Origin of the sequence: Gilliamella sp. Pra-s60 (genome assembly GCF_009795755.1) — a bacterium.
In the GTDB taxonomy this organism is placed as follows: domain Bacteria; phylum Pseudomonadota; class Gammaproteobacteria; order Enterobacterales; family Orbaceae; genus Gilliamella.
Window position 1 is genome coordinate 284,041 of record NZ_WTFA01000001.1, and the last position, 26,321, is coordinate 310,361.

The 26,321-nt window shown below is 34.6% G+C and carries 23 protein-coding genes, 1 tRNA gene and 1 CRISPR repeat array; of the genes, 14 read left to right on the top strand and 10 right to left on the bottom strand.

Annotated features, from left to right (window positions below; genetic code table 11):
* Window positions 1-225 precede the first annotated feature (225 nt).
* The 5 genes from GQ596_RS01460 to hemA form a co-directional block, all read right to left on the bottom strand.
* Window positions 226-1,161 carry a hypothetical protein gene (locus tag GQ596_RS01460; RefSeq protein ID WP_160399908.1) on the bottom strand — a complete coding sequence of 312 codons (936 nt, stop codon included), beginning with the start codon at window positions 1,159-1,161 and terminating at the stop codon, window positions 226-228.
* Between the two features lie 406 nt (window positions 1,162-1,567).
* Window positions 1,568-1,654, bottom strand: a tRNA-Leu gene (locus GQ596_RS01465).
* A gap of 99 nt (window positions 1,655-1,753) precedes the next feature.
* Complete coding sequence (locus tag GQ596_RS01470; protein ID WP_160399909.1) at window positions 1,754-1,996, bottom strand: zinc ribbon domain-containing protein; 243 nt, start codon at window positions 1,994-1,996, stop codon at window positions 1,754-1,756.
* Between the two features lie 120 nt (window positions 1,997-2,116).
* Window positions 2,117-2,368 carry a DUF1289 domain-containing protein gene (locus GQ596_RS01475; RefSeq protein ID WP_160399910.1) on the bottom strand — a complete coding sequence of 84 codons (252 nt, stop codon included), beginning with the start codon at window positions 2,366-2,368 and terminating at the stop codon, window positions 2,117-2,119.
* Between the two features lie 36 nt (window positions 2,369-2,404).
* Complete coding sequence (gene hemA, locus GQ596_RS01480) at window positions 2,405-3,676, bottom strand: glutamyl-tRNA reductase (RefSeq protein ID WP_160399911.1); 1,272 nt, start codon at window positions 3,674-3,676, stop codon at window positions 2,405-2,407.
* Window positions 3,677-3,859: 183 nt separating this feature from the next.
* Here hemA and lolB point away from each other — a divergent pair, with 183 nt between their 5' ends.
* The 6 genes from lolB (at window position 3,860) to GQ596_RS01510 (ending at window position 9,940) form a co-directional block, all read left to right on the top strand.
* Window positions 3,860-4,480: a lipoprotein insertase outer membrane protein LolB gene (gene lolB / locus GQ596_RS01485; RefSeq protein WP_160399912.1), complete on the top strand. Its 621-nt coding sequence runs from the start codon at window positions 3,860-3,862 to the stop codon at window positions 4,478-4,480.
* Window positions 4,481-4,492: 12 nt separating this feature from the next.
* Window positions 4,493-5,335, top strand: coding sequence for a 4-(cytidine 5'-diphospho)-2-C-methyl-D-erythritol kinase (gene ispE, locus GQ596_RS01490; RefSeq protein WP_160399913.1), 843 nt, complete (start codon window positions 4,493-4,495; stop codon window positions 5,333-5,335).
* A gap of 176 nt (window positions 5,336-5,511) precedes the next feature.
* Entirely contained in the window at window positions 5,512-6,573 is a 1,062-nt protein-coding gene (locus GQ596_RS01495; RefSeq protein ID WP_160399914.1) for a bifunctional transcriptional activator/DNA repair enzyme AdaA, read from the top strand.
* 322 nt (window positions 6,574-6,895) lie between these two features.
* On the top strand, window positions 6,896-7,447 hold the full coding sequence (gene apt, locus GQ596_RS01500; RefSeq protein WP_160399915.1) for an adenine phosphoribosyltransferase: 552 nt from the start codon (window positions 6,896-6,898) through the stop codon (window positions 7,445-7,447).
* Window positions 7,448-7,709: 262 nt separating this feature from the next.
* Entirely contained in the window at window positions 7,710-8,480 is a 771-nt protein-coding gene (ddaH, locus tag GQ596_RS01505; RefSeq protein ID WP_160399916.1) for a dimethylargininase, read from the top strand.
* A gap of 50 nt (window positions 8,481-8,530) precedes the next feature.
* Window positions 8,531-9,940, top strand: a complete 1,410-nt coding sequence (locus tag GQ596_RS01510) for a basic amino acid/polyamine antiporter (RefSeq protein ID WP_160399917.1) — start codon at window positions 8,531-8,533, stop codon at window positions 9,938-9,940.
* A 24-nt stretch (window positions 9,941-9,964) separates the two neighbouring features.
* Here the strand turns inward: GQ596_RS01510 and GQ596_RS01515 are convergent, their stop codons facing one another.
* Together GQ596_RS01515 and nfi are read right to left on the bottom strand one after the other, a co-directional pair.
* A complete protein-coding gene (locus GQ596_RS01515; RefSeq protein WP_160399918.1) occupies window positions 9,965-10,711 on the bottom strand; it encodes a tRNA1(Val) (adenine(37)-N6)-methyltransferase in 747 nt (248 codons plus the stop codon).
* On the bottom strand, window positions 10,701-11,372 hold the full coding sequence (gene nfi, locus GQ596_RS01520; protein WP_160399919.1) for a deoxyribonuclease V: 672 nt from the start codon (window positions 11,370-11,372) through the stop codon (window positions 10,701-10,703). The genes GQ596_RS01515 and nfi overlap by 11 nt, the downstream gene beginning before the upstream one ends.
* A 54-nt stretch (window positions 11,373-11,426) precedes the next feature.
* Between nfi and GQ596_RS01525 the strand changes: the two genes are divergently transcribed.
* From GQ596_RS01525 to GQ596_RS01540, 4 genes are all read left to right on the top strand, one after another.
* Window positions 11,427-12,008, top strand: coding sequence for a YigZ family protein (locus GQ596_RS01525; protein WP_160399920.1), 582 nt, complete (start codon window positions 11,427-11,429; stop codon window positions 12,006-12,008).
* 147 nt (window positions 12,009-12,155) lie between these two features.
* Window positions 12,156-12,377, top strand: coding sequence for an EexN family lipoprotein (locus GQ596_RS01530; protein WP_160399921.1), 222 nt, complete (start codon window positions 12,156-12,158; stop codon window positions 12,375-12,377).
* 432 nt (window positions 12,378-12,809) lie between these two features.
* A CRISPR array of direct repeats spans window positions 12,810-13,018; the repeat unit is 29 nt; unit sequence TTTCTAAACCACCTATACGGCGTTAAGGT.
* A 461-nt stretch (window positions 13,019-13,479) separates the two neighbouring features.
* Window positions 13,480-13,974, top strand: a complete 495-nt coding sequence (locus GQ596_RS01535; RefSeq protein ID WP_160399922.1) for a GNAT family N-acetyltransferase — start codon at window positions 13,480-13,482, stop codon at window positions 13,972-13,974.
* A gap of 44 nt (window positions 13,975-14,018) precedes the next feature.
* Window positions 14,019-14,750: a rhomboid family intramembrane serine protease gene (locus tag GQ596_RS01540; RefSeq protein ID WP_160399923.1), complete on the top strand. Its 732-nt coding sequence runs from the start codon at window positions 14,019-14,021 to the stop codon at window positions 14,748-14,750.
* A 55-nt stretch (window positions 14,751-14,805) separates the two neighbouring features.
* Here the strand turns inward: GQ596_RS01540 and lolE are convergent, their stop codons facing one another.
* Genes lolE through lolC form a run of 3 tightly spaced genes read right to left on the bottom strand, consistent with a single transcriptional unit; the run spans window position 14,806 to window position 17,957 of the window.
* Window positions 14,806-16,044, bottom strand: coding sequence for a lipoprotein-releasing ABC transporter permease subunit LolE (lolE, locus tag GQ596_RS01545; protein WP_202113710.1), 1,239 nt, complete (start codon window positions 16,042-16,044; stop codon window positions 14,806-14,808).
* Between the two features lies 1 nt (window position 16,045).
* On the bottom strand, window positions 16,046-16,762 hold the full coding sequence (gene lolD, locus GQ596_RS01550) for a lipoprotein-releasing ABC transporter ATP-binding protein LolD (RefSeq protein WP_160399924.1): 717 nt from the start codon (window positions 16,760-16,762) through the stop codon (window positions 16,046-16,048).
* Window positions 16,755-17,957, bottom strand: coding sequence for a lipoprotein-releasing ABC transporter permease subunit LolC (gene lolC / locus GQ596_RS01555; protein WP_160399959.1), 1,203 nt, complete (start codon window positions 17,955-17,957; stop codon window positions 16,755-16,757). Before lolC ends, lolD begins: the two co-directional genes overlap by 8 nt.
* 158 nt (window positions 17,958-18,115) lie before the next feature.
* Between lolC and mfd the strand changes: the two genes are divergently transcribed.
* The 4 genes from mfd to GQ596_RS01575 all read left to right on the top strand — a co-directional run bounded on the left by mfd (window position 18,116) and on the right by GQ596_RS01575 (window position 26,275).
* Entirely contained in the window at window positions 18,116-21,574 is a 3,459-nt protein-coding gene (mfd, locus tag GQ596_RS01560; RefSeq protein ID WP_160399925.1) for a transcription-repair coupling factor, read from the top strand.
* 29 nt (window positions 21,575-21,603) lie between these two features.
* Window positions 21,604-22,890, top strand: a complete 1,287-nt coding sequence (locus tag GQ596_RS01565) for a DUF945 family protein (RefSeq protein ID WP_160399926.1) — start codon at window positions 21,604-21,606, stop codon at window positions 22,888-22,890.
* A 150-nt stretch (window positions 22,891-23,040) separates the two neighbouring features.
* The gene (locus GQ596_RS01570; protein ID WP_160399927.1) at window positions 23,041-24,522 is read left to right on the top strand and encodes a DUF945 family protein; all 1,482 of its coding nucleotides are present in this window, start codon (window positions 23,041-23,043) and stop codon (window positions 24,520-24,522) included.
* Between the two features lie 199 nt (window positions 24,523-24,721).
* Complete coding sequence (locus GQ596_RS01575; protein WP_160399928.1) at window positions 24,722-26,275, top strand: DUF945 family protein; 1,554 nt, start codon at window positions 24,722-24,724, stop codon at window positions 26,273-26,275.
* Window positions 26,276-26,321 lie beyond the last annotated feature (46 nt).

Genomic DNA, 26,321 nt, shown 5'->3' on the forward strand with positions numbered 1-26,321 from the left:
GCGGATAATAGTAACTTAGAAAGAGGGTTTTCAATAAAAGGAAAATAAAAAAGCATAAAAATGCAAGGACTACTCGCTTTCTTTATAGTGATTAAAAAAAACACTATAAAGAATATACATAAAAAAACTAACACCATATCACTGACAAGAAATATGGTGCTTATATTATAAAGAAAAGATAACTATTATCGATTTTGCTAAACGTTTTCCTTCACTTAAATTAGTTTATTGAGTAATAAAAAAATTAAGTTGTTTGGTTTCATAGAATGCCCCATCAAGTTCTCTTGTAGCGAATTGATAGCTTTGATTTGGATCTACTTCTCTCTTACATTCTGTCATGATGTCATATTCCGTGTGAGAAGTTTCAGACGATGTTAACTGTTTGTATAACAAGGCTAAATCTTTACCTGTCAGAGTAAAAAGCTTATTCCAATCATTTAACTGCGTTTCAACAAATTCGCGACCTTTCTTACAAGCAATAGCATCTAGCTGAATATTTGGTATAGTATATTTTTTAAGCTCAGAAAATTTAGGATGTTCATTTATAAAATCAACTTTTTCATTAAGCCCTTCTGCTTTTAAAGCTTCAATAAAACTATCTTCTCGAAATAATTTAATTTTTTGAGATTGAAATTGCCCTTTTCCCCGCAATGTCACTTGAGCTGGATAAGGTTCGTCTACTGAATAATCCCAAAAATCTTTTTGGCGCTCAATAAAAACATCATTAATAACTTTTACAGGTAGTTCAAGCGCTTGTTCTTCACCGTTAATTATTACAGGAACTAGCTTTAAATATTTGGCTATCAACTTATCATAAGTTTCATCACTCACATTCAAAGTTGTATAGAAAGTTGTGAACAAATAATAGTTACTTTGAGTAGGATTAATTAATCCAGAATTATAAGTTATTGAAGGTTTAGCTATAAAATTTAACGACTGATTACCGTAAGACAGTGTATGCTTACCGTATTCAAATGTATAGTTCACACTTGATTTTGCAGGAATAGTTAATTCATTTCCATCAATAATTACTTTTATTTCATTTGGTGTTGGATTATCAATCATACGCTCAACAGAGCTAGACGAAGTGGTACCTGAACCAAAACAACCGACCAATGTTATGCTACAAACTAGCAACAAAGAATGTTTTATTTTTTTCATCGCAGTAATTTTTTATAAAGTTTTTAAAAGAAAAAAATTTTATCATAAACCCGATAAAACAACTATTTTAGCTATCACTTTTTATATTATTTGTAGTAAGACCATAAATCTAAAATACTACAGAGAGAAGCCTATCTGTTTTCATTTCATGATTAAAATAGTCTTTTAAAAATTATTAGGCATTTTCTCTCTAAATCACTCAGAATTTTGTTTTCTATTTTTAAATTACTAACTATTTACTGATTATGTTATATCTAAATAAAAATTACATTTTCTGCTTACCTACTAATTTGATAGTTAGCAAATTTTTCCAATGTTACTTAAGTCTAGAGATAGATTGATAGATTAAATTTTTATAAGGATTTAGATATAAAAAATAACTTTAAACTGGAGTTTTTTGTGAGCTTGGTGCCAGTGGTCGGACTCGAACCGACACGCTTTTAAGGGCGGCGGATTTTGAATCCGCTGCGTCTACCAATTTCGCCACACTGGCATTTGAAGTGTAAATAAGTAAACGTTGGCATTATACTAAGCTTTGTAATATCTGCAACAGATATTATCTACAAAGCAACTTATCTGCCTAAAAAAACGTCTAAATCTTCCTTTTCCAAGCAGGTAATTTTTTTAAAATAACATAAGCAGTCTGTTTCGCCACAGAGCTATCAATATAGTGGTCTTTAGCATAGTGTAATGCAACCTCATGCCATTTTTCCTCAAATGTTTTCATTGTTCCATCTTTATTGGAACAATGCTTACAGTAGTTTTTTGACATATCCAGCAATGGATAATCACCAATGCTGGTCATTGGCATGCCACAAGCAATGCACATTTTCATATTTTATCAATTCCAGTTAAATTAAAAAGTTAGCAAACTTATGCCATACTTATTTAAGTGAAATCCTACTCTGAGTTAGATAATATTACAATACACAGTTTAAAAATAGATAATTAGATTTTAAAAATTAAGCTCAATTTGTAATGGGATAGAATTTAATTTTTGGCGTTGCTGCTGTAATAATAGATAATGACGCTTTAATGCTCGTTGTTTGCATAAGCGTAAAACTTCTTTCTTTTGGCTATCATTAAAGGTCAACCAATTGAATCTTTCTTGTCTGGAACGATAACACGCAACGCAATAGCCTTGCTTATCTGTTTCACAAATGCGCTTACAAGGGCTTGGAATGTCAAAAAATTCAATCTGATCCAATTTATTACTTATCCAGCTAAGAAGACTGTCAATTTATTAATGTTCTTTTAACCCTAAGCCTTTACTCAGCACTTTAAAGCAGTCATCACAATCATGTGTAGCTGCGTTGAGTAATGTTTGGGTAGGTGCATGAATTAATTTATTGGTTAAACGATGCGAAAATTCAGAAAGCACTTCATCAATATTAGCACCTTGCTTGATCGCATTTAAAGCCTTTATTTGCAACTCACGTTTAACAGTTTCTGCATTACTACGATACTGCTTAACATAAGCAACAGCATGTCTAGCTTTAAGCCAATCAATAAAATTTTCTGCATGTTCTTGAATGATATATTGTGCCTCTTTGGCAGCAATAGCCCGTTGTTCTAGATTATTTTCAACCGTTTTTTGTAAATCATCGATAGTATAAAGATGCACATTCTCAAGGTTACTAATTTCCCCCTCTACATCACGGGGAACTGCTAAATCAATAAACAACATTTTACGATTATTTCTAGCCCATAAGGTACGTTCAACCATTCCTTTACCAATGATAGGTAAAGGGCTTGCGGTTGAACTAATCACAATATCAACATCTTTTAACCGGTTAGCAATATCTGGTAATGAGATGATTTCTGCATCAATATTAGAGGCAAGTTTTAATGCCTTTTCACGGGTGCGATTAGCTATAAAAACTTTATTAAATCCATGGGGTTTTAAGTAACGAGAAATAAGCTCTATCGTTTCCCCTGCCCCAACAAGCATAATATTTAAACATGACACATCAACAAAAAGACGACGAGCAACTAAACAAGCCGCATAAGCAACCGATGCTGTATTGGCTCCAATATTAGTTTCACTGCGAACAATTTTAGCAACATGAAATATGGTCTGAAATAATTTTTCTAATTTAACTGATAAGCAATTTTGCTTTTGTGCAAAACAATATGCTTGCTTAACCTGCCCTAAGATCTGCGGTTCACCAATGACCATGGAGTCTAAACCACTAGCAACCGACATCAAATGCTCAACAGCTTGTCGACCATCATACCAATAAAGTGAATTTTGATAATGCTCAAGATCAATATGATGAAATTGTGCTAACCAACGCTCAACCGATTGTTTTAATTTCAGATAATCAGTTTGATGTTCATAACTAAGATAAATTTCTGTTCGGTTACAGGTAGACAAAATAACACACCCTTCAACTAAAGGATGTTGGTATAAGCTATATAGTGCCTTATCGACAATCTCAGTATGAAAAGCTAGCTTTTCCCTTAAAGCGATTGGTGCTGTTTTATGATTAACACCAAATATTGTAATTGACATTGCATTACTTCTTTTTTGAAGGTTATATTAGATATAATTATTTTATTAAACGTGCTCTAACTTATATTATACATAAAAAAGAATAAAGATTAATTTGCATAGTTACTTTTTCTTATTCAAATAATTATCGGTTATAATGCACTTATCACTGACAACAAACATTAACAACTAAAGAGTTATTTCATGTCTAATATCAAATATACTTTTGTTATCATTTTATCTTTATTTATTGTAGCTTGCCAAGCAACTAAATCGCAAAATTCCACTTCAGTTGAGCAACAATGGCAAGCTCACCAACAAAATCTACAACAAATAAATGCATTCCAAGTAAACGGCAGTATTGCTCATATGAGCGATAAGTCCCGTAATTATGGCCGATTTTTAATTATCCAACAGTCAACAGATAATTACGAAGTCAAATTAACTACACCTGTTGGTACCAATATTTTAACCTTAAAAGCTGAGCCTAATTATGCACAACTTATTGATAAAAACGGCGGAAGTTATCAAGATGTCAACGTTGAAAATCTAATGAAAAAAATCTCTAACGTAAATATACCATTAAATTCTTTACATAATTGGTTAAAAGGATTTTCAGACAATATTAATGCTGACAAATTAGATAATTCAGGGCGATTAATATCAACCACCTTTATGCAAGGTAATAATAAATGGACATTAAAAATTCCAAGTTATAAAACTTATACCTATAAAAATAAAAAAATTGATTTACCTGCAATTATTGAACTTACCCATGATGATGAAATTGTCCGCTTAAAAATTAGTGACTGGGTTCTACGATAACGGATTATATTTATGAAACAATGGTTATCACCTGCTAAATTAAATCTATTTTTATATATTACAGGTCGTCGTGCTGATAATTATCATAATCTACAAACGCTATTTCAATTTGTAGATTATTATGACATCTTGACGTTTACAGTCCGTCAAGATGATAAAATAAAGTTATTAACACCATTTGCCAGCATTCCTGACGATAAGAATTTAATTATGATCGCTGCGGAACGACTAAAGTCTTATGCTAACAAAAAAAATATTGGTGTAGATATTACAATTAATAAAACAATTCCAATGGGTGGCGGACTTGGTGGAGCTTCTTCCAATGCTGCAACAGTATTAGTTGCACTAAATCAGTTATGGCAACTTAACTTATCAACTGACGAATTAATCAAAATTGGACGTACAATTGGTGCTGATGTACCTATTTTTATCCATGGGCATACAGCTTTTGCTGAAGGCATTGGTGATCAATTCCAAAGCGTCGACATTCCTGAACACTGGTATTTAGTCGCCTACCCCAATATTGAAATATCCACAGTTAAGATATTTAATGATCCTGAACTCACCCGTAATACACCAGCCCAAAACATCGCTGATTTACTTTCTCTGCCGTTTAACAAATTTAAAAATGATTGTGAGAATGTTGTTCGAAAACGCTACCCTAAAGTAAACAATATAATTACTTATCTTTCACAATATGGCACTACTCGATTAACAGGAACTGGTGCATGTGTTTTTACCCAATGTGAATCAAAGCAACAAGCATTAGCTATTCAAGGCAAACTTAATGCAGCACTATCAGTTAATAGTTTTGTCGCAAAATCGTTAAACAATTCGCCTTTATACACAAATTAAACAAAAAACTTAACCAACACATCATTAAATGGTTAAGTTTTTTATTCTAAAGTCTTTCTTTATGACAAATTTTCAATATAAAAAATAGTTGTCGTTTTTTCGGTTGCAGCCGCTACTATATTATTTAATATGCATACTAATTATTAGATGTAATAAAATTAAGGCTTAAAAAAATTATGGTTATTAGTAATGCGGACAAAATAAGAGAATATTATCAAGCTTTACTCACAAAAGATCAAAACTATGTGGGAATCTTCTATGCAGGGGTTAAAACGACATCTGTATTTTGTATTGCAACTTGCAGAGCACGAAAACCAAAATTTGAAAATGTTGACTTTTTTACTACATTTAAAGCTGCACTTGATGCAGGATATCGACCTTGCAAAATTTGTAAACCAACTGAAAATGCTAATGAAACCCCCATTGACGTTGCTAAAGCAATAACATTAATTACAGAAAATCCTAAAACAAAAGTATCTGATACCATATTAAAAAAACATCAAATAAGCCCTGAAATGGTCAGACGCTGGTTCAAAAAACATTACGGAATCACCTTCCAAACTTATCAAAGGATGTACCGAATTAATCAAGCCTTTCAAGAGCTTAAAGTCGAAAAAAAGGTTATTAATACCGCTTATAATACGGGATATGAATCTTTAAGTGGTTTTGGATATACTTATAAAAAAATCATCAAAAACACACCATTAGAAAGTATTGATCAAGACATTATTTTAATTAATCGCTTAACAACGCCATTAGGTCCCATGTTTGTATGCTCTACCAATCAAGGTATTTGCTTATTAGAATTTGTAGATAGAAGGATGCTAGAAACTGAATTCGAACAACTACAAAAACAGCTAAAAATGAAAATTATTTTTGGTGATAATAACCATATAAAACAAACAAAAAAAGAAATTGATGAATATTTCCAAGGGAAAAGACAACATTTTAATGTCAAATTGCATACACCAGGAACAGACTTCCAAAAAACCGTTTGGGATTGTTTAAAACAAATTCCTTATGGAAAACTAACCACCTATAAACAACAAGCAGAAAAAATCAATACCCCACAAGCTATACGTGCCGTTGCAAATGCAAATGGGTTTAATCGAGTTGCGATTATTGTACCTTGTCACCGAGTCATTGGCTCAAATGGTGAGTTAATGGGATATGGAGGAGGATTAGAACGAAAACGTTGGCTAATTGAACACGAAAAAAAATATTCAGATAAAAACTAAAAGCATTCACTCTCAGAACGAATTTGTATTTGATTATTTGTTTTGGCATTCCCCCAAAAACCCAATACAGAAAGTCCAATAAAGATAAGTGATTTAATAAATTTCATGTTATTTCCTTTTTTATATGAAATTTATTCAATTATCTGCTTTTTACAAAATAAACTGTCTGAATATTGTATTTATTTGTAAAAAAATGTAAAAAACCAAGTCAAGGATTTTAATTTATGCCGATATTGCTTTTTGTTTATTGCCATGCCAAATGGCGAGAGTATATAATAAAAAATTGTCCATTCTTATAGAAATGATATAGAGAACATTTAATATGACTCAATTACAAGAAAAACTTGCACTTATTAAAAATAGTATTATCACCATACCAGATTACCCTAAAAAAGGGATTCTATTTCGTGATATTACTAGCCTGCTTGAAGATCCTGTTGCATTTCGTACTTCGGTTGAGCTATTAATCGATCACTATAAAGATAAAAAAATAGATAAAGTGGTTGGCACCGAAGCGCGTGGGTTTATCTTCGCCGCTCCAATTGCATTAGCATTAAATATTGGTTTTGTACCAGTAAGAAAACCCAATAAGTTACCGCGTCACGTATTTAAAGAAGAATATCAACTAGAATATGGCACAGACACGCTCGAAATTCACTCAGATGCTATCAAAGCTGGTGAACGCGTATTAATCATCGATGACTTATTGGCAACTGGCGGTACAGTTGCGGCAACAGCAAAATTGATCCAAAAAGCAGGCGGCATTGCCCAAGATGCCGCCTTTGTAATTAATTTACCCACTTTAGAGGGAAAAACTAAACTCACTAATATGGGCATTAATTGTTTTACATTAGTCGATTTTGAAGGTGAATAACCCACCTATTTAAAAATATCTTTTTAAGGGTAATTTAATATTACCCTTTTTTGTATATCCCCTATTACTTCTATACCAACACACAATTATCAATTGGTAACCTACTCGCGATATCCGCAACAATTCAAAATCGACAATAATTCAGAGCTAAACACCACAACAACAAAATTGCATAAAAAATCAAATTTAAGCTTGATTTAGTTTTTTTAGTGAATTATTATTCAAAAATACAGCATAATTATAAAACAAAGGTGGGTTAAAAATGAAAAAATTTAGTCATATTATTGCAAGAACACCAGCTAAATCACTAATTAATGGTTTAACATCGGCTAATTTAGGCAAACCAAATTATCAAAAAGCCTTAGATCAGCACAATAATTATATTCGAGCATTACAACAGTGCGATGTCGATATCACCATATTACCTGCTGACGAACGCTTTCCTGATTCCGTATTTGTTGAAGATGCCGTTCTTTGTACACCACATTGTGCCATTATAACAAGACCAGGAGCTGAAAGCCGCAGGGAAGAAACTGAAATCATCGCCGATACCATTGAAAGATTTTATCCAAATAAAATAGAAAGAATTACCGCACCTGGAACCGTTGAAGCGGGGGATATAATGATGGTTGAAAACCACTACTACATAGGTTTATCAGCTCGAACCAACCAAGCTGGTGCTAAACAAATGATTGCTATTTTAGAAAAGTATGGATTAACGGGATCTATCGTAACACTAGAAAAAGTTCTTCACCTAAAAACTGGGCTTGCTTATTTGGAAAATAACAATTTATTAGCCACAGGGGAATTTATAACTAAACCCGAATTTAGGCACCTTAATATTATTGAAATCCCTGAACAAGAAAGCTATGCAGCCAATTGTATTTGGGTAAATGATAGAGTAATTATGCCAGCGGGTTACCCAATAACAAAAGCAAAAATCGAAAAGCTAAGTTACCAAGTAATTGAAGTGGATACCTCTGAATATCAAAAAATTGATGGTGGCGTAAGTTGCATGTCATTAAGATTTTAAAATAACCCAATGAAAGCTAACTAATATTTAACTAAATAATAAGTGAATCGATGAATACACCAATACGAAAAAAGCTAGGCATACTTCCCCTTACTCTATTAGTTGTTGGCAGTATTGTAGGAAGTGGAATTTTTAGTCTGCCACAAAACATGGCCGAAGGTTCAGGTACTGGAGCCATTCTCATTGCATGGGTGATAACCCTATTCGGCATGTTCATGCTAACGCGAATATTTCAGTATTTATCGATTCGATTTTACAAAATCAATGATGGACTATATGGCTATGTCCGTGAAGGTTTTGGTGATTATATCGGCTTTAATGCCGCATGGGGATACTGGATATCGGCGTGGATGTCGTGTACCAGCTACTTAGTGATCTTATTTAGTGCACTGGGATCTTTTGATTGTTTTAATTTTTTTGGTCATGGCACCACTTTACCTGCCATTATTACAGCTATCGTATTTTTATGGATAGTACATTATTTTGTCTTAAAAGGAATATATCGTGCTTTTTTATTAAATTGTCTAGTGACATTAGCAAAAATTGTACCGATTGGTTTATTTATTGTCTGTGTTAGCCTTGCATTTAAAATATCGACGTTTAAAGTGGATTTTTGGGGATCACCGCAGTTAGGATCAATAATACAGCAGGTCGAAAACACCATGCTTTATACCGTTTGGGTCTATTTAGGAATTGAAAGTGCCACCGTTTATGCTGCCAGAGCAAAAAACATGATCAGCATCAGTCGTGCCACCTTCTTTGGTTTTGCCATTACTAGCTTATTACTTGTTTGTGTCTCTGTGTTATCGCTTGGTATTGTACCACAACAAGAACTTGCACAAATGAAAAATCCATCAATGGCCTTAGTGATTGAACACGTAATTGGTAGTTGGGGAGCAACCTTAATTAATATTGGCTTAATTGTATCAGTAAGTGGTGGATTATTATCGTGGCTAATGCTTGCTGCTGAAATGTTATTTTTAAGTGGTCAAGGCAAACAACATACCGTACCAAGCTTTTTTGGGAAACTCAACAAAGCAGGGACACCTGCCAACGCATTATGGCTAACAACAAGCCTAATAACCGTATTAATTATTCTTGCCCATTTTTATCAATCTGGATACAACACCTTAATACAATTATCAACCTCAATGGTGCTTATCCCCTACTTACTTTCTGCACTTTTTGTTTTTAAATTAGCCATAAAACAAAGCAATGCCTACTTAATCATGATTGGTGCATGCGGATCGCTTTATGGCATATGGCTCATTTATGCAGGGGGGGTATCTTACCTATTACTATCAATGATACTTTATAGTGTAGGACTACTTTTTTACCTTTATGCCAGAAAGGAACGATCTTTATCGGCCTTTAGTTACTTACACGATAAAGTGTATGCTATTGTCATCATCACCTTGGCACTAATAGCTATCATCTATTTTTACATCTTACCCAATTAAAGCCGATTTAATGATGTTAGACAGTTATTTACGGAATAGATAAAAATCGGCTAATAATTCTCTAAAAGCCTGAGAATAACGCCCATCATCATCACGCATACACAATTGTTGCTGATCGATTTTATTTGGTTTATTGTATGAAAAAACTAATAACGACAACGAAAAATCTTTACCTACACTATACTTAACATTCATCACTCTAAATAAAAATAATCCATTCGACAAACATAATTGCACAAACTGGTGTGATAAATGATATGGTAACACCAAACAAAATAAACCCTCAGGATTTAATAAACGCCTGACTGAATCAATAAGCTGTTGATAATTAAGGCTTTCAGTATAACGAGCTAATTGCCTTTGACTATTTCGACAATCGACGGCTGGTTCAAAATAAGGAGGATTAGTCACAATCAAATCATAACCAACCTCATCGATCGGTGAAAATTGCTTAATATCAGTATGAATTGCATTAATCAAAGTCAAGCCTGACTGTACGCTATTTTGTTGACATTGCATCACTGCTTGTGCGTCAATATCAATTGCATCTATTTGACAAGAATAATATTCTAAACGCTGAGCTAACATCAGCCCAATCACACCACAACCACAGCCAATATCTAACACTTTTTTAGGCTCAGATACAATGGGAGCCCACGCCCCTAACAAACAACTATCGGTTGTAACTTTCATTGGACTTTTGTCATGAGCAACAAAAAAACGTTTAAAGGTAAACCCCCCTTTTTTTAAGGGTAATAGATTATTTTGCATGGAGGAACTTTTTAAATAATGGTTTATTAGAAGCAATTGCATCAGCCCAACGGGTCGGTTCTGGTAAACGATAACCACGTAAACAAGCATTAACCCATTTTAAAGCACTATCTTGACTTACTCGATGTCCAATCGAAACAAACAGCGGATTACAATTATCTTTACTACACAGTACCCAACCAACCTGTTCTTTATTATCAAACAAAGGCGTAACATTGCCAGCTTTTTTTGCTAACAATTCAGACTCACCACACAACCTTTTTTTAGCCACACCAATAGTCGGCATATCTAACAACAAGCCTAAATGACTCGCAATACCTAACCGCCTAGGATGCGCAATACCTTGCCCATCAACTAACAGTAAATCGGGTTTTTGTTTTACCTGCTGCCAAGCGGCAAGTAGCGCAGGATATTCCCGAAAAGACAAATAACCTGGAATATAAGGAAATGTAGTCTCAATTCGAGCTATATGATACTCAACAACTTCGAAGGTTGGATAATGCAAAATGACGATTGCCGCTCGAGTTACCTTGCCATTATCTTCAAAGCCAACATCGGTACCACCAACATAATTTACTGTGGAATTAAAGTCATCATCGCATTTAATCTGCTTGGCCAAAGTCTGTTGTGTTTGCTTTAATTGTTGTAAATTAATAGACATTTTAAATCTGCTGAGTATGATTAATCGCAATAAAACGATTTTACCAGAATTAATATGCCATATACATTAGCAAATCCAACTGAATTAACAGAAGAAGTTAAAAAAAGCCGCTTTATTGTCAAGGCGGCGCCGATCACCTCAGCCGAACAAGCAATGCAATTTATCGATCACGTTAGCGATCCCAATGCAACCCACAACTGCTGGGCATGGAAGATTGGTCAACAATATCGATTTAATGACGATGGCGAACCCACCAGCACAGCAGGTCGCCCTATCCTTTCTGCTATTGAAGGGCAAGATTGCGATCAAGTTGTCGTAGTAGTAATACGTTATTTTGGCGGCATAAAGCTTGGCACTGGTGGCTTAATTCGTGCCTATGGCGGATCGGCCAGCCACTGCTTACAACAAGCAGAACTGATCGAACTTATTGCTCGTATTCCACTGCAATTTCACTGTTATTATAGTGAATGGCCTATTATCGAAAACCGTCTAAAAGAACTTGATGCATTAATTGAAAATCAAGAATTTGATGCCGAAGGCGTAAAAGTAGATATCGCTATAACAAAAGACAAATCACCGCCCCTACAAAAATCCATTAGTGACATTACGCGTGGACGAGTAGTTATTGAGCTATAAAATCAATTTTAAGCTTAAAAAACAAAAATTGTTAAATAAAAACAAATTCTTATTTTAATAACAAAATAAAAAACTATAATTAAAACATTCCCTATATGCGTAGGGAAATCATAATTAAATATTAACTAATAATTGTAAGGAATTTCCATGAAAAAAATATTAATATTCATTACTGGCTTGTTTTTATTTGGATGTAATGAAAAAACTTACACAGTAGAAGATTTCAAAAATAACAAAGAACTACTAGATGAATACCGTAAAAAATGTGAGAACGGTGAAATCCACGGTGATAGTTTAAATTGCCAAAATTCTCACAAAGCAATGATTAGTCTTAATAGACCAACTAATACAGGAAAATGGACTGACTAATTCAAAGATTAAAAGCGACTTATGTCGCTTTTAAAAACTTCAAATATGAAATAAATAGATGTACTATTTTGAAAAATTTGAGGAAAAATTATCTCTTATTTGAACCATTGATTAATACGAGTTTATATAAACAGCTGATTTTACTTAAAATAATTTTCAAAAAAACTTTAATAAAATCAGTAACTTTCCTGACCGCTTTTTTATCAAAATAGTTCTTTTTTGTTAGTGCATAAAATGGGTTGTGTGCCATGGTTTCGGACGTTTAGGCTTTGGGTGGATAAAATAGCTGTTGTGATCTCGTCCGATTTAGGGGATTTTTTGCAAAATCCCCTAAAAACCCTCGCAAGGCTGCAGAATGTAGCCTTCGGCTACGCTACTCGTATCATCCTGATACTCCCTCTACGAGGCCATAGCTGTTGCCAAATGTGCCCGTTTCTAAACCACCTATACGGCGTTAAGGTGGCCAACATGTTGGTTTTATAGCGTATGAAATTTCTAAACCACCTATACGGCGTTAAGGTAAGCATTCTGCCAGCCGACACTCCAGATAGATTTCTAAACCACCTATACGGCGTTAAGGCCAAAATCTATTGTTTCTGATGATGAACAATCTTTCTAAACCACCTATACGGCGTTAAGGTAGAACTCAAGATTTAATAAATCTTGTTATATAAAGATAAACAACAATTTTGCCTTTGAAAACCCTTTTTTTAAACTGTTTTCTAATATTTTGATTTTATTGAGTTTTAAATTATCGTAAAAAAAAGGGTTTGGAGAGGTTTGTGTTCAAAAAAACGCACAGAAAAAACTTTAATAAAATCAATACCTTTCCTGACCGATTTTTATACGATTTTTTTAAATTTAGGAAATCAAAAAATAAAATCTATAATTAAATATACCTTTGTTTGGTTGTAATGTGTGATTGTAATTTATGTGTTTTTTACATAAAAAAACAGTCAGGAAAGGTATTGATTTTATTGGATTTTTTAAATGAAAAAATCATCATCAACCTTTATTTGTTTTTTTAATCAAAATATCCCTTATTGCCTATAACACATAATAAAACTACAATAATCTCCTTTTATCACTTACCACAAAGAAGATGATCACTTATCACGATGCTTTGTTAGACGATTTACCATTTATTGTCGATGTTTATAACTCAACCATTGCTAGCCGCCAAGTCACTGCTGATACACAGCCCGTTTCTGTTGAAAGCAAATTAGATTGGTTTAATCAACATAACCCACAAAACCGTCCTCTTTGGCTAATAAAATATCAAGATAAGCCTTGTGGTTGGATAAGTTTATCTTCATTTTATGGTCGCCCTGCCTATAACAAAACCGTTGAAATTAGCTTATATCTTCATCAAGACTATCGGGGTAAGCAAATTGGGCAGTTTATGATTAACAGTATTGAGCAATTTGCTAAACAAGCTGGTATACAAACTATACTAAGTTATATATTTGGTCATAACACACCTAGTATCAATCTATTTAAAAAGATGCAGTATGAACAATGGGGATTGTTTCCAAATGTTGCGGAGCTTGACAATATTCAGCGCGATTTGGTGATACTAGGCAAACGATTAGATTAACTCCACATTATCAATACAATTTAACACTAAAAAGGACCTTTTTGATGAGTACGTTAAATGATATCAAGTATTACGCTAGTCAATCTAAAATGACCACGACGTTGGTGGTCATCAATATTTTATGTTTTTTTGCATTTCGGCTAGTGGATAGTCGTGGATTTTCGCCACTAAATGAAAACCGATTTTTGATTGATTGGGGTGCTGATATCGCAGAGTTGACTTTTTCCGGTCAGTATTGGCGGATGTTTACTAATTTATTTATGCATGTCAGTGTGACACATTTAGCAATGAATATGCTCGCTTTATGGAGTACAGGACCGATTTTAGAACAGCGTGTTCCTCGTGTTGCTTTTATTGGTATTTATTTCCTTTCAGGACTAGTGGGGAGCTTATCAAGCGATATTGCTACCATCAATCAAAATGTAATCAGCTGTGGAGCATCCGGGGCAATTTTAGGCATTATTACCGCTTTGCTAGCTTATTGTTTGGTGTTTAAAACCAATATACAAGAAATGCCTGTTAAAGCAATGCTAATTAGTTTAGTGTTAACTGCTGGGATAGGGTTATTACCTTCAATCGATAATATGGCTCATATCGGTGGCGCTTGCGCTGGGTTTGTGCTTGGTGGAGCGGTTTGCTTATGTCTTAAAATGTTCAAATATCCAAGTAAACTAAGTTTACTTGTGATTAGCCTTATATTTGCTGTAACAATATTAGGGATCTATACGCAATATATGCACTACGCTTTGCCGAGTAGTTATTACATCTATTATTAGCAATAAAAAGGCGCTGATTATCATCAAACAGCGCCTTTTTTATGCAAAAACACGATTAAAAGCTATTTAAAATCCGTGCAGGTTCAATTTTGCAAGCCCGTTTAGCTGGATAGTAACTAGCAATTAAGCTCAATAACATGGCAGTAATAAACACAATGACCACATCAAATAGATGAATTTCAGAAGGTAAAAAGTCAATAAAATAGATATTACTATTTAGAATTTTATGCCCTAGTAACGATTCAACTCCGCTCATAATATTTGATAATTGCCAAGACAATACCACGCCTAAAGCAACGCCCATTACGCTACCAATTAACCCTGATATCACACCATACCAAATAAAGATATGTCGAATTAACCGATTGGTTGCACCTAGGGTCTTTAATATGGCGATATCACGTTGTTTGTCTTTAACGGCAATCACTAATGTTGACACAATGTTAAAACATGCCACACCAATTACCACAATCATAGCCAAATACATAATTTGCCTGATCATTTGAATATCACGATACATAAAGCCAAAGGTCTGTTCCCAACTATTAAATGCCAGAGTTTCATCAAGTGCTAATACAGCTTGCCCAATAAGGTTATTAGCTTGATAGACATCGTTCACATTAACCATAATACCTGTAACGCTATCGTCCATATTGAGTAGCTTTTGTGCATCCGTTAAGGGGATCAATGCAATATTGTTACTTAAGCTACCGCTTAGCTCTAAAATGCCCACCACTTGTAAACGAACACGTTTAGGCGGTTTGAGTCGATTTGGTCCACTCGATACAGGAATTAATAAAGAAACCCACCCACCTTCGTTTACTGACAAGCTTTTAGCAAGCCCTGCTCCAATAATAACTTGCTGTCTATCGGGCTTAAAGTCTTGCCATTTATTATTCAGAACATAATTAGGCAGTGCACTAACTTGCGCTTCTTGCTTGGGATCAAGCCCTTGCACTTGTACTGCCCCAAGTTTGCTACCGTTTTCAATTAATCCAGTAAAATTAACAAACGGTAAGGCTGATACAATATTGCTGTTACTCTTGAGTTCTTGTTGAATGTGTTGCCAATTATCTAAATTGCCATATTCAGGATATAGTTGCCCATGTGGAACTACAGATAAAACACGATTATGTAGCTCACGCTCAAAGCCGTTCATCGCACTTAATCCAATAATTAAGGCTGCAATACCAATGGCAATACTGAGTGTTGAGATGATCGAAATTAACGATACCATACCACTTTTACGGCGACCTTTACGGAATTTAATAGCGGTAATTAAAGATAAATTCATGCTAATTATCCATTGATTGATTATCTGATGATGTATTCACAGATAGTTGCCCATCTCTCATCACCATTTGTTTATCAAGTTTATTGGCAAGTTCAAGATCATGCGTCACCACCAAAAATGCGGTGCCATGTTCCCGATTTAGTTTAATAAGCAAATCAAAAATTGCGTCAGCGGTTGATTTATCCAAATTGCCAGTTGGCTCATCAGCCATGACCAGTGCTGGGTTGTTAATTAATGCTCGCCCAATTGCCACACGCTGACGCTCACCACCTGATAGTTCAGATGGACGGTGGTTGGCTCGTTTGGCCAAATTAACCGCTTCAAGCATTACCATAGCACGTTTTTTTGCTTCATTAGGCGATACACCACCAATTAATAATGGCATTGCAACGTTTTCTAAGGCGGTGAAATCAGGTAATAAATGATGGAACTGATAAACAAAGCCGATTTCTTGGTTACGTAGCTGTGCCTTTTCGACTTCGGATAGTTGGTTAAGTTGTTTAGACTTAAACATAATTTCGCCCGAAGTGGGTTTATCAAGTCCTCCTAATAGATGTAATAACGTGCTTTTACCTGAGCCTGAACTACCAATAATGGCAAGTAATGATTTAGAGTAAATATCAAATGTGACATTTTTTAGTACTTCGGTGACCATTTTTCCTTCGTTATAAGTTTTATAAAGGTTCTTGGCACTAAGCAATATTTGTGAATTATTCATAACGTAAAGCCTCGGCTGGTTGGATATTGGCTGCACGATATGCAGGATAAATAGTTGAAATTAGCGATAACATAAGCAATCCAATAATAATAAAAATAATTTGTGTTGGTTCAACCAATGATGGTAATTGAATGCCTGCAAACGATAAACCAAGCACTTGCATAATTTCGTTTAGATAACAAGCGATTAATAGACCAATTGTACTACCTAATAACGTGCCAATTACCCCTGAGCTTGCTCCTTGAATAATAAAAATCAGCATAATTTTAAAGCGAGACAAGCCTTGCGTCTTCAAAATCGCAACTTCGCCTTGCTTTTCCATAACAAGTAAACTTAGCGAGGTGATAATGTTAAAAGCGGCAACAATAACAATCAGACTAATCAATAAGCCCATAACATTTTTTTCCATTTTAATAGCTTGGAACAGTTCACCACGTTTAGCTCGCCAATCATTAAAAACTAATCCGTCTGATAATTGAGTATTCGTTACCGTAGCGATATCAAGTGGTTTATCTAAAAACAAACGCCAACTGGTTATCATATTGGCAGGATAACGTAATAGATTTCTAGCATCGGACTGATTAACATAAATGAGCGCTTGATTAATATCATGATTAACTGAAAATAGTCCAACAATATTAAACAAACGTTGTGAAGGAATACGACCAACTGGTGTAATTTGACTAGCATCAGTCACCATTAAGCGGATTTTGTCACCAACTGTTACGCCTAATTGATTAGCTAATGTTTGCCCAATAATGACATTGTACTGCCCTGCTTGCAAATCTAAAACAGAACCGCTATAGATGTAATCATTGATTGGATCATTATCTTCTGGATTAATACCCATTAAGGTACTTACCGTGATACTTTGTTCACTTTGCAAAACCACATCACCAGTGACTAAAGGACTAATATGGTTAACGCCTTGAATATGGCTAAATTGCTCACCAGTAACAACGTTAGGATCAATACGACCCTGTGAACTTGTGATCTGTGCCTGAGGTAAAAACTTCAAGATACTGCCTTGCATCTGGTCTTCAAGCCCATTCATGACTGATAAAACTACAATCAGACCAATAGAACCAAGCATAATACCAATCATCGACAACCATGACACAAAGCGACCAAAGCCATCCGTTTTTTGCCCATACACATAGCGCAAACCAATAAAAAAGACTAATGGACGAAATATTTTTGACATAAACGTATAGATTACCTGAAACTTTTTTGACAAAGTTTTGCTAGTTAAATACAAGATGCTTATCATACAGGATTAAACAGTTATAGAAAACAACCATGTAGTTACGTTATAATCTGGAGATAATTTTTCAGCAAAATCGACGAATTCACATGCCTAAAACACAACATATCTCAACATTAATGCCTAAAAAACCAGGTGAAATTAAGCAAATTGGGCAACTTATTGGTTCTTCGTTATCACAATTTTGTGCCCAAGCAATAGACGCACACGATGGTTTAGTGGTGATTATTACTGATGATATGCAACAAACTGCCCGTATACATGGGGAACTCAAACAATTTTCACCATTTCCTGCTATCTTTTTTCCTGATTGGGAAACATTACCTTATGATAGTTTTTCACCACATCAAGATATTGTATCAGAACGCTTATCCTGCCTTTATCACCTTGGACATTTAACGAAAGGTGCATTGATTTTACCAATAAATACGCTAATGCAAAAAGTTTGCCCACAAAGCTACCTAGGCGGACATGTATTTATGATGAAAAAAGGGCTACAAATTAGTCGTGAACACTTGCGTTTACAGCTTGAAAATGCCGGCTATCGTTCAGTTAGCCAAGTTATGGAGCATGGCGAATATGCCACTCGTGGCGAGCTGTTTGATATCTATCCAATGGGCAGTGATAGACCTTATCGTATCGATTTTTTTGACAATGAAATAGACAGCATACGTACCTTTGATGTTGAAAGCCAACGAACCCTTAACGAAATAGCAGAAATCCAACTATTACCCGCACACGAATTTCCATTTGATAAAACATCAATCGAACTGTTTCGTAGTCAGTGGCGAGAAAAGTTTGAAGTAAGATTAGATCCCGAAAGCATCTATCAACAAGTAAGTAAAAATATTTTGCCAACTGGCATTGAATATTGGCAAGCCCTCTTTTTTAACGAGCCACTAACGTCACTATTTTCTTATTTTTTAGCCAATACCTTAATCATTAACACCATTAATATTGAACAAAATGCTAACAAATATTGGCAAGATATTACACAACGTTATGAAAACCGCAAAGTCGACCCTATGCGCCCATTACTTGAGCCAGCAATTATTTGGTCTAAAATTGATGAGATTTTTGCCAATTTCAAACACTACCCAAGAATAGTTGTATCAAATACGACAATAGCTGAATCAAATAGAAATATTAATTTACCTTATTGTGCATTGCCTGAAATTGCCATTCAAATCCAACAAAAAGATCCTTATTTGCAATTTCAAAAATTTATTGCTGATTTTTCGGGGAAAATTATTTTTTCAGTTGAATCAGAAGGACGCAAAGAGGCTTTACAAGAAATTCTTGGGCGAATTCGTATTCACCCAACATCTATTCACCAACTTGATGAACAAACAAAGGTGGATAACCGTTTTTGTTTAATGATTGGTACCAGTGAGCAAGGCTTTATTGATCAGCAACAAAATTACGCTTTTATTACTGAAAACGAACTATTAGGTCGGCGTATTATTCGTCGTAAAAAAGAAAATAAACAAGCAATTAATACTGACTCACTCATTCGTAGTTTGGCTGAGCTAACACCGGGTAAACCCGTTGTGCATTTAGAACACGGTGTGGGTCGCTATGCAGGACTCACAACGTTAGAAACAGGTGGCATTACAGCGGAATACCTAATTTTACTTTACGCTAATGATACTAAGCTTTATGTGCCTGTTTCGTCACTAAATTTAATCAGTCGTTATTCTGGCGGTGATGAAGAAAACGCACCACTCAACAAATTAGGCACTGATGCTTGGAGTAAAGCACGACAAAAAGCCGCCGAAAAAGTGCGTGATGTCGCAGCAGAATTACTTGATATTTACGCAGAACGTGAAAGCAAACCCGGCTTTGAATTTAAACAAGACCGTGAACAGTATGAACTATTTTGCCAAGGATTTCCTTACCAAGAAACTGACGACCAACAAAACGCCATTGGTGCTGTCATTGGCGATATGTGTTCGCCTTATGCCATGGACAGATTAGTATGTGGCGATGTTGGCTTTGGTAAAACGGAAGTAGCGATTCGTGCTGCTTTTTTAGCCGTTATTAATCATAAACAAACCGCCGTTTTAGTACCAACTACCCTACTTGCCGAGCAACACTATGAAAGTTTCTGCGATCGCTTTGCTAACTGGCCAATACGCATTGAAAGCTTATCGCGATTTAAAACGGCCAAACAACAAAAAGCTATTATTGAAGCCCTTAGCGAAGGGAAAGTCGATATCGTGATAGGTACGCACAAATTATTACAAGAAGAGATTAAATGGAAAGATCTTGGTCTGTTAATTGTGGACGAAGAACACCGATTTGGCGTTCGTCAAAAAGAACGCATCAAAGCAATGCGAGCCAATATTGATATTCTAACACTTACTGCAACACCAATTCCTCGAACCCTAAACATGGCGATGAGTGGTATGCGTGATCTTTCAATTATAGCTACACCACCAGCTCGCCGTTTAGCGGTGAAAACATTTGTTAGAGAGTACGACGATTTAGTTATTCGTGAAGCCATTTTGCGCGAAATCTTACGCGGAGGGCAAATTTATTATTTACATAATGATGTATCAGATATCGAAAAAGTCAGTGAAACTTTGGCTGAATTAGTCCCTGAAGCACGTATTACCATCGCACATGGACAGATGCACGAACGTGATTTAGAACGAGTTATGAATGACTTCCACCATCAACGTTTTAACTTACTGGTTTGTACAACCATTGTCGAAACAGGTATAGATATCCCTAATGCGAATACCATCATTATTGATCGTGCCGATAAATTTGGTTTAGCTCAGCTACACCAATTACGAGGACGAGTTGGTCGCTCATACCATCAAGCTTATGCTTATCTATTAACGCCACATCCCAAATTACTCAGCAAAGATGCCAAAAGACGCCTTGATGCAATAGCCTCGCTCGAGGATTTAGGCGCTGGATTTGCCTTAGCAACACATGATCTTGAAATTCGTGGTGCAGGTGAACTGCTTGGCAGTGATCAAAGTGGTCAAATCGAAACCATTGGCTTTAACCTTTATATAGAACTGCTTGATGACGCTGTTAAATCGCTAAAAGAGGGAAAAGAACCGACACTCGAATCATTACTTAATAGTCAATACACCGAAGTAGAATTACGATTACCAACATTAATTCCCGATGACTTTATTCCTGATGTCAACACACGACTATCGCTTTATAAACGGATTGCTAGCGTTGATAACCTTGATGAGCTCACCGATATTCAAGTTGAAATGCGTGATCGCTTTGGGCAATTACCCGATGCTGTGCTATTTTTATTAGAAACGACCAAAATCCGCCATCATGCATGCCAACTCGGTATTACTAAAATCGAATTTGGCGAAAAAGGTGGTTATATTGAATTTGGCAGTAATAATAAAGTATCCGTTGATTATTTGATTGAAATAATCCAAAAAGAGCCAAAAAATTATCGCTTAGAAAACTCAAATCGATTAAAATTGCAAAAATCAGAATTACAACGAAATGAACGTATTGAATATATTAAAAATTTGCTGTCCAATTTTGCAGAAAATCAAGAATGATAATTTAAAATACAAGTAAGAGAACAAGAATGAAAAAAACAACATTAGCTATAGGAATCGTAGCTATATTAGGAACTGCATATGTTGGAACAGCATGGCACACTGGTAACATAATTGAAAGCAATATTGACAACCAATTAGCACTAATCACCAACAAAGCTAGCCAAGTTGAAGAAAATTTAACGTTTTCTATTACCAAAAGTCATTATGAAAAGGGTATCTTCTCAACTAAATTACACCTAACTGTAACCGTGTCAGAAAACAATTCGTTTTATGGCGAAGACGCCACCCCAACAACGCTATTTGATGACGATGTCACCATCCACCATGGTCCGTTTCCTATTGCGGCACTTGCAGAAGGAACATTTACTCCGCAAATGGCTTGGTTAGAATACGAAATGAGCGAACAAGTCAGCCCACAACTGTGGAAATTAGCCGGTAATCAGCCTTTTATTACTGGGCATGTTGGTATGAGTTATGGCGAATATCTCACTGTTAAGTTGAAAAACAAAGCCATCGAGATCGGCCAAAACGAAGTCCCAATTCTCAATGGTACATTGTTTCTTGGCAAAGGTAGTTACACCTTTGGCGGGTATACGAGTGGTAAGGACATTAGCTCTAAAATAGATATCGATAAGTTCTCATTTAACCATTTCCAATTATTTAGAGCAGATCCTACTTTGGTGGTGGTCAACAAGTTCGTTATGAATCAAAATGTCGATTTAAATAGCGACACAAATACAGTCGAGGGGGTGTTTTCTAGTCATATTGATTCAATTACCTATGGTCAACACGATTTGGGAACCTTTTCATTGGATTTTGATTTCCAAGGATTTGATGAACAACTATTTAGCTATCAAATAGGTATGAATTACCCTGATTCTGACTTAGATGATACCGGCAAAAAACATAATATCAGATTTTCATTAAATAAATTCAATTGGAAAACACCTGCTGGCAATATTAATACTAGCTTTATGTTTGATGTTGATAGTGAAAAGAACATATATTCTAATGAAGATTACGATAAAATAAACGCATTTAGCTTAAAGCTAGAAGCACCATTTGACGTGTTAGCTACCTTATCAGCACAAATCTCCAACCCTAATATTGATGACATAACTTCACAAATTGCCGACGCAAAGGAAAATATACAATTAACGTCGAGATCTATAGCCGAGAGCTATCCATTTTTGATTTTAAATAAGGGTAAGATTGAAGGCATTTATTCTGATGTTAGTTTAACTAAGGATAGCGACGAAGTTAAGGTAAATAATACAACCGTATCAAAAGAAGAGTTTTTTGATGACCTATAACTAACCAATTTATTGTTAAAACTAATTCCACCAGTATGACTGGTGGAATTTAGCTTTTATTGCTACTTTTCATCATTATTTCCCAAAAAGCAAACTGATGAACATCAAGAACGATAATTTTAAATGTAATAAATAACCAAGAGAACAAGAATGAAAAAAACAACAATCGCTATAGGAATCGTTGCCGTATTAGGAATCGCTTACGTTGGTACGGCATGGCACACTGGTAACATAATTGAAAACAATATTGACAACCAATTAGCTCAAATCACAAACAAGGTTAACCAAATTCAAAACGATTTTATCTTTACAGTTGAAAAAAGTAATTACGACAAAGGTATATTGTCAACTAAAGCTCATTTAAAAGTTACAGCGTCACAAAAAGATGCTTCTGAACAAATAAATACACCCAAAACCCTATTTGATGATGATATCACTATCCATCACGGTCCTTTTCCTGTTGCAGCTCTTGCCAAAGGAACATTTGCACCACAAATGGCTTGGTTAGAGTATGAAATGACCGAACAAACTAGCCCAAAACTTTGGAAATTAGCAGGTAATCAACCTCTTATTACTGGACATATGGGAATAAGCTATGGTCAATATATCACAGCCAAACTGGCAAACAAAGCAATTGAAGCAGTGGATAAAGATATCAATATTGGTAAAGGTTATTTTACCGTTAGTAGCTATATTGATAGTTCTGATATGGTGGCTAAATTGCAATTAGATAAATTATCTCTTTTATCAGACGACGTTAATACTACACTTAGTGATTTAAGTCTGTCATTAAAACCGCTTAACACGTTAGAAGAAGTAAATTATGAATTAAATATTGGTAATATCAGTACTAGCAAATACTCATCAACAGATTTTAATATTGATAACATCAAATCAACGGGTCACTTTAACTACAAAACTCAAAATGGCGATTTGCAAGGTAGTATCGATAAAATGACATTAGGTGCTCCATCACCATATTCTTTAGATATCAAACCACTCGTTTTCAATAACATTACTATGAATCAAAAAAATATCCTAAACGAGGCAACAAATATCATCGATAGTTTATGTTTTGCTAATATTGATTCAGTAATTTATGGTCAACAAAATTTAGGTAATATTGCGATCGATTTCAACTTTCAAAGTTTAAATAAATATTGGTTCAGTAACACATTTGATATGAAACATACAGATTTAACCGATACTAATCCAAAACAGAATGTCAAATTTTCACTTAATAAATTAAATTGGCACACAGCTGCTGGTGATATTAATATTAAGCTAATGTTAGATCTACTTGATATAGATAATTTGTCTCTTATTCAAGACAATTCCGAAAAAATTAACGCGTTAAAATTCAAGCTTGAAGCACCATTTGACGCGTTAGCACATATATCAGCACAAATAGAAAACCCTTACGATAACAAGGTAACACAACAACAAATAACAAAAAATAATCAATCGATACAATTGGCAGCTGCAATGCTGACATCTCAAATGCCATTTATAGTTTTAAGTAATGGAGAAACCAACGGCTTTTATTCAGATATTAGCCTAACTAAAGATAGTGATGACGTTGAAGTCAATGGTAAAACAATATCAAAAGAGGAGTTTTTTGATAATTTATAGCTGAACAATCAATTAACCTAACTAATTAGTCCGCCAGCCTTTACTGGCGGATATTCGTCAACGCAACTAAAAAAACAAATTGATAAAAATTCACATATTTTCCTTCAATAAAATAACTTAAAATAATCAAAAAATTATCGCCTATAAGAAGCAAATCAATTAAAATTGTTAAAAATGCCCCAATAAAAGAGAGAAAACAATGAAAAAAGGTATAATTGCTATAGGTCTTATTGCAATATTAGGATACGTTGGTTCATCTTGGTATACAGGGAATATAATCAAACACAACATTGACAAAAAAATAGAACAAATTACACAAAAAATTGACAATGACCAAGATCTATTCAATGTAATAATTGAATATAGCAATTATCAACAATCGATTTTTTCAACAAAATTACACCTTACCGTAAAACTAGCATCAAAAAACTTGTTGATTGACGATACAAAAACGGTTTTTAATGATAACATCACCATTCACCATGGTCCATTTCCAATTACTGCTCTTGCAGAGGGAAAATTCGCCCCACAAATGGCATGGGTGGAATATGCAATGAGCGAAACACTATCGCCAGAACTTTGGCAATTAGCAGGTAATCAGCCACTTATTACCGCCAATATCGGCATAAACTATCGAGAAGATCTCACCATAAAATTAACTAATAAAGCGCTCAATCTTGTTGATTCAGATTCCGATGAAAATACTGAAATTTGGCGGTTTATTGGTGGTTCGTTAGAGGTGTCTGATGGTGATATTAATATTGAATTCAATAAGGATCTTTCTCAATTATATGCCCACGTGAATATCGATAAATTTATTTATAAAAACGATAAAGACTTCTCAAAACCGCAAGTCACCCTACAGAAATTTAATTTATCAGCCTACCCAAATTCAGACAAAACAGGAATACATTACAATCTCAACGCCGATAAAATGGCATTCGGCACTCACAATCACTATACCGAACCGCATATTACTTTTGATAATCTGAAATACCAAGGCGATATTTTTCATAAAACTGGTGCTATAATTCCGAATGAACACACTGAAATAGGCAAAATCACATTTGTAATTAATGCCTCTTCGGAATCCCTTTCAGATGATCAAAAGCTCATCATTAACAATTTAACGGTCGATCAAGAAAATACTTTCACTCCAACAAACAATACCGTTGATGGTTTATTAAAAGCCAATGCAGAATCATTATTACTCGGTTTGCCAAATTTGGGAAGCGCTAGTTTAGATATTAGTTACAAAAATATTCCTGTCTCGATACTATCTAATCATTTTGATCACACCGACTTTGATGATAAACAAACATCATTAAATCCCCAAATTTCACTAAATAAATTAAATTTAAAAACACCTGTAGGCGAAGTGAATGCCAACGCTTTTGTCACCCTATCAGGAATACGATCAAGACTAGAACGTTTTATGGTTGATATTGACAATATTGATAGTCTTAAACTAAACGTTGATGCACCTTTTAACGTATTGGCTTATACCGTAGCTCAACTAAAAAACCCAAAGAAAGAAGCACTAACACCTGACCAAATCGAAAAAGAGAGTTTATCAATAAAATCAATAACAAAAGATGAATTTAGCAAAATGCCTCTATTTACTTTTGAAAAAAATAACACTGAAGGAATCTATTCTGAGGTGGATTATGCCAAAGATAAGCAAGAAGCAATATTAAACGGGCAAACATTATCAAAGCAGGATTTTTTACAAAAAGTTTTTGAAAATAATTAATAACAATTAACAAAAAAAGCATTCTACCAATTTATTGGTGGGATAT